Genomic DNA, 12,925 nt, shown 5'->3' with positions numbered 1-12,925 from the left:
TAGCTAATACGCACTCCAATAGCACTTTAGTTCAGAGCGCCATCGCATCATTCATCACTACTGGTAATCTCAAGTATTAAGATTGTCTACGCATATCACAGTGCTCATAAAGTACCTGATTGCTTTTATATAAATATTAATGATAATACGTTTTACTACTATTAACAATTAAGGTACCCGTGTGCTTGACTCCAAGGTTTCAAATGGAAAAACTTCCCAATGCCAACACAACGGCGTTCACCATAATGATGAGGAGCTATTACTAGATAAGCGCACTCACTCTGTGGTACTCAATTACTTGCCAAACAAGAAATCTGTTCAGTTAACAAGCATTCAATTTAAGCTGCTGCAAACTCTCACTCACCATCAAGATCAAGTGCTTAGTAAGCATTTTCTTTACGAAACAGTACTAAAACGTGAATTTACTGAACATGATCGAGCACTCGATATGCACATGAGCAGAATGAGAAAGCGTCTAGTTCACGAAGGCGTTCCAACAGACAGAATTCAGACAGTCCACCGCCAGGGTTACATTTTCAAGCGCTCAGACAATCAACAGAAAAATTAACGCTAATTGACCCAACTTTTGGTAATTGACCGCTTATTTTGCTTTAATTAATGCAAATTCTAATCACGTAAAATAACTCAATGAATTTGCGCTTAATTTTTACACTTTGCATTGCTACTTTGTTTGCCGGCTGTGCAACCTATGCTGGTCTTAACTATGACCAACTGTTTGGTCCACAGCTCGTGCGTGAACGCACAGTTGACGTGGAAACCCCTCAAGCAAACTTCTTCCAAAGCGAAGCTAAACCCATTATGGATAACCGCTGTGTCGTCTGCCACGCGTGCTACGATGCACCATGCCAACTTAAGCTCTCTTCTGTTGAGGGCATTGACCGTGGTGCGAGTAAAGCACTGGTATATGAAGGAACAAGACTCACAGCCGCAGCACCAACACGCTTATTCGAAGATGCAGAAACAACCCAAGAGTGGCGCGATGCGGGTTTTCATCCGGTTCTCAACGAACGTGATCAAAGCATGGCAGCCAACATTGATGCAGGACTTATCGCACGTTTGCTACAACAAAAAGAGCGCCACCCATTGCCTGACCAAGTCCAGTTAGAAGGCTTTGACTTTTCGATAGACCGAGAGCAAACCTGTCCGACGATTGAAGAATACGAGCAATACGAGAAGGATAACCCAACCTGGGGCATGCCTTTTGGTATGCCAAATCTATCAAACAGTGAATACCACACACTCATGACTTGGTTGGAAAACGGCGCAATAATGAACGTTCACCAACCTGTTAGTGAGAATGAGCAAGCGCAAATAGATAAGTACGAAACATTACTTAACCACTCTGATTTGAAAAATCAGCTGATGGCTAGGTATATATATGAGCATTTGTTTTTATCTCATCTCTACTTTTCAGAACTCGATGAAGATCCCCGATTCTTCACGCTCGTCCGCTCTGCTACACCACCAGGACAGCCCGTCAAACGTATTTCAACGCGTCGCCCGTACGATGATCCAGGGGTTGAACGTGTGTTTTATCGAATTATTCCAGAGCAAGGGACCATAGTAGATAAAACTCACATGCCATTCGCGGTAAACAAGCAACGCATAGAGAACTGGAAAACTTGGTTTATTGATGCTGATTACACGGTTAGCCAGCTACCGAGTTATGCACCAGAAGTTGCTGCAAACCCGATGACATCATTCATCGACCTTCCAGTGAAATCGCGCTTTAAGTTCATGCTAGATAATGCACAAAATACAATAATGGCATACATCAAAGGCCCAGTTTGTCGTGGCCAACTGGCATTGAATGTTATCAATGATCGCTTTTGGGTGTTTTTCCTTGATCCAGATAAAGCAGACATCCCAGAAGTAAATGAGTTTTACCGATCTCAGGCTGATAACCTAAAACTACCGGCAGAACAAGAAAGTAACACGCTACCTGTTACCAACTGGGTCAAGTACGCGCGCCAGCAAGCTCGCTACCTAGAGGCTAAATCTGAGTTCACTAATAACTGGTTTAAAGAAGGTGAAAACCTATCCACCGATGTAATTTGGGACGGTAATGGCACCAACCATAATGCGGCATTAACGATATTCCGCCATTTTGATAGTGCTTCTGTTGTTCAAGGGTTAGTTGGTGAGCAGCCTAAAACAGTGTGGATTCTTGACTACGCGTTACTAGAGCGTATCCACTATTTGCTTGTTGCTGGGTTTGACGTTTACGGTAACTTCGGCCATCAGCTCATGACACGAATGTTTATGGACTTCTTGCGTCTAGAAGGCGAAAGTAACTTTATCTCGTTGTTACCCGCCGATATGCGCCATGAACTGCAATCTAGCTGGTATAAAGATCAAAGCCCGCAGTTGAGTGACTTTTTACAACGAAATGTGAAGCCGTTTAACCAACCAACCAGCGTTCAGTATAAGAGTGACGATCCAAAAACGGAGTTGGTGGAGTTGTTGAGCGAACATGTTTCAGATGTGCTTCTGCCTCGCTACGAAATTCAAGACACGGCTCTTTCTGCGAGTAGTGAAAAGCAACTAAAACGTATTGACCACGTTCGTGGTGAAGGCCTAAAAACCGTTCCGCAAATCACTATGCTTATGGTGAGAAGTCAATCAGGGGAAGATGAACTGTTCACCTTACTTCACAACAATGCACACACAAACATCTCTAGCTTGTTTGATGAAGAAAGTAACCGTGACTTTGCTAACGATGATATGACCATTGTACGCGGCGTTGTGGGAAGCTACCCTGCGGCATTTTTCTCGATCAACGAAAACCAAGTAAAAGATTTTGTCGATCAATTTAGTGCCATCCAAAACGAGTCCGATTACGTTAAGTTATTGGATAATTTTGCGATTCGTAGAAGCTCAGAAAAATTCTGGTCATTTAGCGATCGTTTACATAATTGGTACCGTACAAAACAACCGATCGAATTTGGATTACTTGACTATAATCGTTTTGAGAATCGATGATGATTTAAAGGGGGTTCTCATGGGTATCCGAGATAACATTGCCGCTCTTGAACAACAGATTTACGTTGCTTGTTCTGAGGGAGACTACGAAACGGTCAATATGCTTGAGCATCAACTCGAATACTTGCGTGGCAAAGTGGAACATCCTTTTGATGATGACCCTTATGCCCTAGACACTCGATTCGAGTGGGAAGATGACATGACCGAATAGAAAAAACCTCCGGAAAGCCGGAGGTTTTTTTATTTTCAATGCTCGATGGATTACTTCGCCATTAACTCATCCAGAGCTTGAATTGATGCAGACACTTGAGAAACTAAATCATCTTTAGTCGCATTATAGGTATCTAGAGGTTGAGGCGCGGCTTCAATTGCTTGGCAAGCGTTCATTAGCGCAGTTAGCCCTAAACTTCCTGCACTGCCCTTTAATTTATGGGCAAGGTTCTTTACTTCTTTACTATCATTGTCCTCAGCAGACGCTTGCAGCTTGCTTAATACATCGGTGCTGGTGGCTCTAAACAGATTAATAATGTGCAACATCTTATCTCTGCCCAAGATTTTCATATCGGACTCAATCACGCTCGGATTAATGATAACCACATCGGGTTCCTTTGTTTTAGGTGCTTGAACGACCTTTGATTGTAGCTCTTGTTCTTGAGGCGAAATTTGATCAAACGGGGTACAGTCGGCATTTTGTGGCAACAACAACGGCTTTCCGTCTAGCGCATCCTGAATCAATGCCGCGAGTGCCTCTTTTGCCAATGGCTTAGGCAAGTATCCGTCAAAACCAGCGGCTAGATAGCGCTCAACTTCTTCCGCAAAAACGTGCGCAGACACTGCAATCATTGGCGTGACGGCAAGCGCTTTATTGGCCGGCTTATCACACTCAATCCGCTTTAAGCGTTGGATCAACTCAGTTCCATCACAATCAGGGAGGTTGATGTCGACCAAAGCGATATCAAAATCTTGTGTGCTGATCAGTTGCTCTGCTTGTGAGCCGTTTTCTGCCATCACGACTTGGTGCCCCATGCTTTCTAGAAAGCCTTCCGCGACCACTCGGTTGACTTCATTATCTTCTACTAGCAAGACCTTTGCTTTCACTTTGCAACGTGCGGTTGCCACGGTTCCTGTTTCAATAGGTTCGCTTTCCTCTAACGGAATAGAGAACCAGAATCGGCTACCATTTCCCTCTTCGGAATCGACTTCTAAAACACCGCCCATCGCTTCAATGATTCGCTTACTGATGGCAAGTCCAAGCCCCGTGCCTCCAGTTTGGCTCATCCCACCTTCAGCTTGCGTGAAGGCATCAAACAACGTTCTCTGGTATTTTTTGGCAATTCCTATTCCAGTGTCTGATACTTCAAACAGGACTTGCGACTCGTCCTCAGGGTTCAGGCTAACGTAGATATCAATTTCTCCTTCGTCAGTGAACTTAATCGCGTTACCAACGAGATTGTTCAGCACCTGACTGATTCTGGTGACATCCCCTTTCCAGTAGCGACTAACATCACTTTCAATATGGTAGGAGAACAGCAGCTTCTTCTCTTGTGCTCGACTGTTCATTAACTGGAAAGTGTCCTCCACCATTTGGTGTAAATCAAAGCCCATGTGACGAATTTCTAAATGCCCCGCTTCAATCTTGGAGTAATCCAGTACATCATTAAGGATCGCGAGCAACGTTTTACCACTACGATTAATGATTTCCGCATAACGCTTTTGAATTGGGTTGAGGCCTGAGTCAATCAACAAGCGTGCTGTCCCCAACACTCCGTTCATTGGCGTTCTTATCTCATGGCTCATCGTCGCCAAGAATGCCGATTTTGCTCGGCTCGCTTGCTCTGCTTGCTTGCGAGCTTTAGCGTGATTCAAAACCTCTTCATTCAAACGGCGGTTTGCTTGTTTTAACTGCGAAGTGCGCTGCTCAACGAGCTCTTCTAAATGCTCTTTATGCTCCTCAAGCTCTCGCTTGGCTTGAGCTTCACCCTCTGCTACCACTTTTAGTGCTTGCGCGGTATTACGAGCCGTGATGATGGCCTGCCCCATATGCGCCAACTCATCTTTGCCTTTCACTTCCAACTCAACCGCTAAGTTACCCTGCGCCACAGACAGCAACGCAGCGGAATATTCAGCTAACCGCTTCACAACAGAAAGGTACACCACACGCCATAAAATCAGCACCAATACAATCAAACCAACAATTGAAATAACGGTTAAAGACCACTGAGCGAATTTCAGTGTGCTGGTCAATTGGTCTACAGCGACGGTAGTGGTTTTGTTTGAATCATCAACCAATTTGTTGACCGTGCCATTAAGCTCTGAGAACAACTCTAATGTCTTTTGCATCAGTTGTTGTGACTGTTCGTTATTCTCGTATTGCTGCATCAGTATAGAAAATACGACCTGACGCTTACCAAGCTCTATGAGCAGTTGGCTCATTTGCTTAGAGCGCGTAGGATCTTCCACAGCGAGTACACGGCGTTGCATGATTTTGAGGTTGCTATCGAAATCACTTTGAACCTGTTGAATTCGCTCAATATTCGTTAATGTCCGAGCCTCTTCAATCTGATTCAACATTTTAAAGGCCAACAAGTGCAGTTCATGCAATCGCTCAGTCAGATCAAGATCGACCTCCACCAGTGCATCTAGCGCCTGATAAACTTGCGATTTTTTATTCGATTCTAATAAGTCATAAATATGCGTGACGTTAGCAACAGCAATGGTGCTTGTATTCTGAACTTGCGTACGAGTTAGTTGTTCTAGCTCTTCACTGAGCAGACGCATTTCTTCAACACGAGTATCTATCTCTTTTGCAAGCCACAGCTTTTTTTCAACCGAAACACCGAGTTCTGCCAAATTGTCGATAACGTTCTGGACATTATTCTCTAAAGCTTCTAACAATTGAGAATCGAACGACTCACTCCCGAGCTCCTTGATGTGAGTGAGTAAAGACTCGAGCTGTTCGAACAGCACTCGCCCTGACTCCTTTCTTTCCTGCTCGTTTCTTGCGTTCGACAACATTTGTACAGACGAAATAATACGAGTACTCAATTCAGAGACTTGTCTCGCCTCAATCATGGCGGGAATCGCAGAATCCACAACATTTCTTTCGGTTTTGGCAACCAAAGAAAATCCAGACACACCAATAAGTGCCGATAACATGACCAGTATTGCCATCGCAATGAAAGACAACAAAAGTTTACGACCGATGCTTGCAGTTGCTAGCAGCATATTTTCATGACCTTAATGTTCGTGTTCAGCGACATATTACGTTATATTTTGCAGTGTTTACTTAATCTATGCCAACGAACTTCATTTCATGGTTAAAAATCAACACGCATTTCGCACATTTTTCAAACATTCTGCAGCCATTTTAACCCTAGTTGCTTCTTTGCCAGCGGTTGCCGCAGAGAAAATATGTGCAATATACCCTCACCTAAAGGATTCATACTGGTTGTCAGTAAACTATGGAATGGTGTCCGAAGCGAAAAGAGAAGGTGTCGAGCTACGAGTCCTTGAAGCGGGCGGCTACCCAAACAAAACCCGTCAAGAACAACAACTCGCACTGTGTAACCAATGGGGAGCAGATGCGGTTATCCTTGGGACCGTGGACCCACAGGCTTACGAGCATTCACTTAAAAATTGGGTGGGGAATACTCCCGTTTTTGCTACTGTGAACCAACTCGACTTGGATGAAGAACAAAGTGAGTTGCTAAAAGGGACTGTCGGTGTTGACTGGCATTGGATGGGATACGAAGCGGGTCAATATTTGGCAGCTCGCCATCCAAAGGGGTCAGGAAAAACCAACATTGCCTTACTTTTGGGGCCGCGAACTCGTGGTGGTACGAAACCCGTTACTGCCGGATTTTATGAAGCGATACAAGGAAGTGATATCAACATTGTTGACTCATTTTGGGCAGACAACGACAAGGAGTTACAACGTAACCTAGTTCAACGTGTGATCGATATGGGAAATATAGATTACATTGTTGGCAGTGCAGTGGCGATTGAAGCGGCCATCAGTGAGCTGCGCAGTGCCGGCAAAGCTGAGGAGATCGGTTTAGTTTCTGTGTACTTAAGTCATGGTGTATATCGAGGCCTGTTACGTAACAAAGTGCTCTTCGCACCAACAGATAAAATGGTGCAGCAAGGTCGGCTTTCCGTGATGCAAGCAACGTATTACTTAAGAGGTGAAGCTTATGACAAACATGCCTCACCAACCATCAAACCACTGACTCCGAAGACGCTTCATGACGACACGATCGAAGAATCGTTATCTCCGTCAGAATATAGGCCGACATTCCGTGTTAAGGCTGTTGATTGAAAGACCAAAAACGTGTTCTATTGAGCCACAACAATTTTAAAATCATACAAACGGAAACATCTTGATGCAAAAAACCATTCGTACCATGCCAACCCATAAACATGTGGCTTTGGTTGCTCACGACAACTGCAAACCTGAGCTACTTCGCTGGGTAAAAGAAAACAAAGAAAAGCTACAGAGTCACTTCCTTTACGCAACTGGCACGACAGGACACATGCTGAGTAAAGAAACTGGACTTGCGATCAAGAGCATGATCAGTGGTCCGATGGGCGGTGATCAACAACTAGGCGCTCTCATTTCAGAAGGCAAAATCGACGTTCTCGTTTTCTTTTGGGATCCACTGAATGCCGTACCTCACGACCCAGATGTTAAAGCGCTTCTTCGTATTGCTAGTGTTTGGAATATTCCTGTAGCAACGAACCGAGCCACCGCTAAGTTCCTGTTTAACTCCCCTCTTCTTGAGCAAGAAGTAGACATCGAAGTACCGGATTACGAAGCCTATCTTGCTGAGCGCATGTAAGCTTTGATGCCAACCAAATAAAGCAAGGGCGATACCAAGTATCGCCCTTGCTGTTTTTAACATTCTAAACGTTGCATTTAACGGGAAGTCACTATGGGATAGTCACCATTAACGAGCTCTTGAACGAATGCAGATCCCGCACCAGTATGCGTGATCCAAACCTTCTCTTTCGCACGTGTAATCGCCACGTAAAATAGCCTGCGCTCTTCTGCGTAAGGGAATTTGTCTTTGGACTCCGTCAACGCACCATCAATGTGAATTTGCTTCTTCTTAGCGGGGAATTGCCCCTCATCCACAGAAAGAATAATCACAAAGTCAGCTTCGCGTCCTTTACTCGCATGGCAAGTCATAAAGCGAATATCGAGATTAGGGAAACGTCGCAACCAATCGTCGAACAAATCGGGCTTATGATAATGGTTACGTCCTAGCAATAAAACTGACTTGGTTTGCTTGGCTTGTTGATTCAAGTGATCCAAGATCTTTTCCACTTGATTGCTCGGCGCGGTATGTACGCTCTTCTGCTTGCGTTGTTTGTGGCTGTTTAGTGTTTTCGGCAACTGCGATGGGTTTTGCTGCACGAATGTATTCGCTACATCACCAATCTGATTGTTGAAACGATAAGTTGTATCTAAGTGATGAACGGTAGAGTGAGCAAAGCGTTCTTTAAAGCCAGTGATAAGATCGACATCCGCTCCTGCAAACTGATAGATCGCTTGCCAATCGTCGCCAACAGCAAATAACGTGGCACCTGCTTGTTTCTGAGTGGATTCACACAGTGCTTCAATCAATGCCAGACGATCTGGAGAGATATCTTGATACTCATCGACCATAATAAAGCGCCATGGCGAGACAAACTTCCCTTTATTCACATAATCTGTCGCACGACTGATCATGGTTGGGAAATCCACTTGGTTGCTTTCTTTAAGCATTTTCTGCCACGCTGTAAAACATGGCCAGCATAAGGCGAGTTCACTATTTAAACGCGTATAGTCTTGGTGGTTTACGAGCTTTTCTTGTACTTGCTTTTTGGTCAACCCTACCGCCGCTAAATGAGACAGCTGCGAATCTAGCCAAGCGATCAGTTTTGGATTTTCTGAATGGCTTCCTAACTCATCATCCCCTTTTAGGTACGCAATCGGCCATTTGTCTAAATGTTTTTGCCAACGTTTAAAGTTGGTGGGTGTCATCCAATGTTTTTTCAACCAGTCTACACACCATGCCGTTCGTTGATTTTCGTCCAACGCTAAAGGGCTAATTTCGACAGGTTGCTGTTCGACTTGTTTAAGAATATACAAGCCCAACTGATGGAATGTGTTGACGCGCACACCGTCTGCCGCCATGCCCACTTTATCTACTAAGCGTTCTTTCATTTCAGTCGCCGCATCACGACCGAACGCTAACATGAGAAGCTCTTCTGCTTGAGCCTGATGGCTTTGCAACAAATAGGCAACTCGTGCGGTTAAAACGCTGGTTTTGCCCGAGCCGGCACCAGCAAGAACTAAGTTGTGGTCGTCGTTGAGTAATACCGCATATTGCTGGGATAAATTCAAAGGAGAGGATTCAATTTGATTAAACAGCACTTCCCAATTTGGACGTTCTGCTTCTAGCCAATCGCGATTACGCTCACCAAGCGCCTCAGAGGTATCAATGAGCCAAGGCTCTATTTGCGACATACGATTCGGCATTCGCATTTTGGCTTCTTCTAGGGTGGTTTTCATCTCGCTTAACTCTTGGTTAAGACTTTCAACCCAGGAGACCACTTGAGAATGCGATAAGTAAGCAGGCAAGTGCTTTAGTTTGTAAAGCTCTTCTTCCCACTTAGGTAGATACTCAGCCAGTTTTCGGCACTGAGTGTTGTGCCACTCTTGATATTGACGAACGGCCTCAAGCGCGAACTTTCGGCATTGTGGCCACGGTAAACCTTGGACTAGCCAGCTTTGTTGTTTGCCTTCGTGTTCATGAGCAAAAAACTGTAAAGAGCTCCATAATAACCCACGCTTTACGCTAACTTTGCCATTCCAGATCGTAAAAGGAATATGTTCTTCACTGCCTATCGAGCTTAATAAAACACTGTTCTCTTTTATTTCGACGTGATGGTACTCATTTTGAATAAAAAACTGTGCTTTGCTAGTGGCAGTAAGCTGCATGAAACGTGCGCCTTTTAGTTTAGAAGTTGTCGATTTATATCATTTTAAGGCGCTAAATTGTAGCAACGGCGAGCTCCTAAGTAAGCTTCTTCTTCTATTCTTTAATAAAATTCACATTACTGTCGATTTAATAACCTAAAGCTGAGGTTATTTGAAGCTGGCTTTACAATCCTCAATACATGACCTGGCAGCTTTAATATAAGTCAATGACATCCCTGCTGATTTTATCAGCAACCACGAATTTTTCTTAAAGTAAATCATAAACGCGCTATAGTGGGTCTGGTAGTATTCCCCCTGTTCTTCATCGGAAACATAAGGCGCATTGTGCAAGCAACTTCTAAATTTCGGCTCTATTGGGCAAACAAGACCATAAATTACAGCGTTCTTATCCTAATCACCTTACTGGGTGTAGTTATCCCGACTTGGTACTTCGAGCAAAACACGCTGATAACGCCATTAATATTAGGCGTTATTGCTGCTGCTTTGGCTGAAAGTGATGACAGTTTCACTGGACGCATCAAGGCTCTGATTCTCACCTTTCTCTGTTTTGCGCTTGCTGCTTTTTCAATTGAAATCTTGTTCGATACCCCTTGGGCATTTGCATTAGGGTTATTTATCTCAACCTTTGGTTTTATCATTCTTGGGGCGATAGGTCCTAAGTACGCGAGTATTGCTTTTGGTTCGTTGCTGATCGCTATTTATACTATGCTTGGCGCACATGAAAGCACCAACATTTGGTTTCAGCCACTACTGCTTTTGACTGGTGCCGCCTGGTATTACTTCATGTCCATGATTTGGCAGATATTTTGGCCCCTTCAACCGGTGCAACAAAGCCTAGCCAATGTGTTTTTCCAAATGGCGAATTATCTTGATGCGAAAGCCAAGCTTTTTCACCCTGTGACCAACTTGACGCCACAACCGCTGAGGATTGAAGCTGCAAAATGCAATGCTGCCACGGTTACGGCACTAAACGCTTGTAAAACCACATTACTTAACCGATCGAAACGGGGTCACATTGATGGGCCTAGTGACCGATTTTTAAATATTTATTTCATCGCTCAAGACATTCACGAACGAGTCAGTTCTAGCCATTATCGCTATCAGGATTTAGCGACCGAATTTGAACGTTCTGATGTGCTGTTTCGTTTTAAATATCTTTTGGAGTCTCAAGCCCAAGCGTGTCGTGATATTGCACTAGCCATTCAGCTAGGAAATGAATACTCCCATACCGATCAATCTATTCTGGCATTAGCTGAAGTACAAAACTCTCTTGCTTATCTAGAAGAACAAAAGCAAGGGCACTGGAAACGTCTTCTGATGCAGTTAACATATTTATTCAACAACTTAGCGACGGTAGAAAAACAGCTTAATAACATTAACAACCCAGATGTTGAAGGCCTCGAAGAAGATACCCTCGCCGATACCAACCCACACACGCTAAAAGCGATGTGGCAGCGTATATCAGCAAATTTACACAAAGATTCGATGCTGTTTCGGCATGCATTACGTATGTCAATTGCCTTAACGATTGGCTATGGAATCATTCAAATATTCAACATCGACCGAGGTTACTGGATACTCTTAACCACTTTATTCGTATGCCAACCGAACTACAGTGCCACTCGCCAAAAATTGACGGCAAGAGTAATAGGTACATTAGCTGGTTTGTTGATTGGTGTACCATTGCTGACTTTTTTCCCTTCTCAAGAAAGCCAGTTAGTATTTATCGTTATCTCTGGTGTGATGTTTTTCGCCTTCCGGATGAACAACTATGGGTACGCGACTGGTTTTATTACACTGCTCGTCCTCTTCTTATTTAATCAACTAGGTGAAGGTTACGCAGTTGTCCTTCCTCGACTAGCAGATACCCTCATCGGGTGTGTGCTTGCAGTAGGAGCAGTATTAGTTATTTTGCCCGACTGGCAGTCGAGAAGGCTTCACAAAGTTATGTCGGATGCGATAGAGGCGAACAAGCAGTATCTCGATCAGATCATTGGTCAGTATAGAATCGGCAAGAAAGACAATTTGAGCTACCGTATCGCTCGCCGCCAGGCCCATAATAATGATGCCTCACTCTCTTCTGCGATTAGTACGATGCTGGCGGAGCCTGGCAAATATCGCGCAGCTGTTGATGAAAGTTTTCGCTTCCTAACGTTAAATCACGCAATGTTGAACTATATTTCTGCATTAGGCGCGCACAGAACTCGCATCGAAGATGAGTCAATTCATAAACTCGTTTTAGATGCTCACCGTTGTATTCATCAGCATCTGGATGTACTTCATAAACAGCTTCACCAGCATTGTGAGGAGTGTGACCTATCTAATATTGATGATGCTGGACTCGAGCAACGCTTAAACGAATGGCGCGATGAAGACGACAGCTCTGCCCGCATGGTATTGCAGCAACTTCATCTTATCTATCGCATGCTCCCAGAGCTTCATTCACTTGCTAGTAAGTTTGCCGTCAGGGTAAGTTAGTAACATTCAAACCATATGTAAGAGGGAAGCGCTATATCGCTTCCCTTTTTCTTTTTACGTTTCCATCTACCCCAAAGTGGGTAATTATGTACCTTCTTAGGAAAAATCTGACGTATCACTTAACACACCTTGACAATATTCGGACAAAAAGCAATCGATCAAATTCTAATCTATTTTGGTTGAATAAATATGTTGTATCCAAAGGATGAAGAATTTCGGGCAACGACGGATAAACCGAATCACGACGAAGGTATTGAGATGAACGCACAACAATTTAATGAACTTAAGCAAAAGCTCAGTGATTTAACGGCAAGTCAGTTAAAGTCATTACAAGGTGAGATCAGCGTGAAACTAAATAAAGCGCAAAAACCGGTTCTATCTGGTGAAGAAAGAGAAATGCTTGCCAAACTGTTTGCCTAATCAAGTCATTGATATAAAACACTTGAACGTTTTATAAAC

Annotated in this window: 9 protein-coding genes; 7 read left to right on the top strand and 2 right to left on the bottom strand. The window is 43.9% G+C overall.

Annotated features, from left to right (window positions below; genetic code table 11):
- The first annotated feature begins 181 nt into the window (after window positions 1-181).
- The 3 genes from R7E51_RS15500 (at window position 182) to R7E51_RS15490 (ending at window position 3,214) form a co-directional block, all read left to right on the top strand.
- On the top strand, window positions 182-568 hold the full coding sequence (locus R7E51_RS15500; RefSeq protein WP_005376561.1) for a winged helix-turn-helix domain-containing protein: 387 nt from the start codon (window positions 182-184) through the stop codon (window positions 566-568).
- An 80-nt stretch (window positions 569-648) separates the two neighbouring features.
- Window positions 649-3,003, top strand: coding sequence for a fatty acid cis/trans isomerase (locus tag R7E51_RS15495; RefSeq protein ID WP_206957740.1), 2,355 nt, complete (start codon window positions 649-651; stop codon window positions 3,001-3,003).
- A gap of 19 nt (window positions 3,004-3,022) precedes the next feature.
- A complete protein-coding gene (locus R7E51_RS15490; RefSeq protein WP_005376565.1) occupies window positions 3,023-3,214 on the top strand; it encodes a hypothetical protein in 192 nt (63 codons plus the stop codon).
- A 50-nt stretch (window positions 3,215-3,264) separates the two neighbouring features.
- Here R7E51_RS15490 and torS read toward each other — a convergent pair whose 3' ends face one another.
- Window positions 3,265-6,228 carry a TMAO reductase system sensor histidine kinase/response regulator TorS gene (gene torS / locus R7E51_RS15485; protein WP_005376567.1) on the bottom strand — a complete coding sequence of 988 codons (2,964 nt, stop codon included), beginning with the start codon at window positions 6,226-6,228 and terminating at the stop codon, window positions 3,265-3,267.
- Window positions 6,229-6,271: 43 nt separating this feature from the next.
- Between torS and torT the strand changes: the two genes are divergently transcribed.
- Both torT and R7E51_RS15475 read left to right on the top strand, forming a co-directional pair.
- Complete coding sequence (gene torT, locus R7E51_RS15480) at window positions 6,272-7,321, top strand: TMAO reductase system periplasmic protein TorT (protein ID WP_257789287.1); 1,050 nt, start codon at window positions 6,272-6,274, stop codon at window positions 7,319-7,321.
- 64 nt (window positions 7,322-7,385) lie between these two features.
- Window positions 7,386-7,841, top strand: a complete 456-nt coding sequence (locus R7E51_RS15475; protein WP_005376571.1) for a methylglyoxal synthase — start codon at window positions 7,386-7,388, stop codon at window positions 7,839-7,841.
- Window positions 7,842-7,918: 77 nt separating this feature from the next.
- Here the strand turns inward: R7E51_RS15475 and helD are convergent, their stop codons facing one another.
- Window positions 7,919-9,988 (bottom strand): DNA helicase IV, encoded by a 2,070-nt coding sequence (helD, locus tag R7E51_RS15470; protein WP_005376572.1) that lies wholly within the window; start codon window positions 9,986-9,988, stop codon window positions 7,919-7,921.
- Window positions 9,989-10,312: 324 nt separating this feature from the next.
- Here helD and yccS point away from each other — a divergent pair, with 324 nt between their 5' ends.
- Both yccS and R7E51_RS15460 read left to right on the top strand, forming a co-directional pair.
- Entirely contained in the window at window positions 10,313-12,466 is a 2,154-nt protein-coding gene (gene yccS / locus R7E51_RS15465; protein WP_005376573.1) for a YccS family putative transporter, read from the top strand.
- A 189-nt stretch (window positions 12,467-12,655) separates the two neighbouring features.
- Window positions 12,656-12,886 (top strand): hypothetical protein, encoded by a 231-nt coding sequence (locus tag R7E51_RS15460; RefSeq protein WP_005376575.1) that lies wholly within the window; start codon window positions 12,656-12,658, stop codon window positions 12,884-12,886.
- Window positions 12,887-12,925: the final 39 nt, after the last annotated feature.

Origin of the sequence: Vibrio sp. Vb1166 (assembly GCF_033338695.1) — a bacterium.
Lineage (GTDB): Bacteria > Pseudomonadota > Gammaproteobacteria > Enterobacterales > Vibrionaceae > Vibrio > Vibrio alginolyticus.
Note: the sequence above shows the minus strand (reverse complement) of the source record. Positions and strands in the feature narration are given on the sequence as shown.

Coding starts and splice junctions, on each gene's coding strand:
- R7E51_RS15475 (WP_005376571.1), top strand. CDS start 7,386: ATGCAAAAAACCATTCGTACCATGCCAACCCATAAACATGTGGCTTTG.
- helD (WP_005376572.1), bottom strand. CDS start 9,988: ATGCAGCTTACTGCCACTAGCAAAGCACAGTTTTTTATTCAAAATGAG.
- R7E51_RS15495 (WP_206957740.1), top strand. CDS start 649: ATGAATTTGCGCTTAATTTTTACACTTTGCATTGCTACTTTGTTTGCC.
- R7E51_RS15490 (WP_005376565.1), top strand. CDS start 3,023: ATGGGTATCCGAGATAACATTGCCGCTCTTGAACAACAGATTTACGTT.
- torS (WP_005376567.1), bottom strand. CDS start 6,228: ATGCTGCTAGCAACTGCAAGCATCGGTCGTAAACTTTTGTTGTCTTTC.
- R7E51_RS15460 (WP_005376575.1), top strand. CDS start 12,656: ATGTTGTATCCAAAGGATGAAGAATTTCGGGCAACGACGGATAAACCG.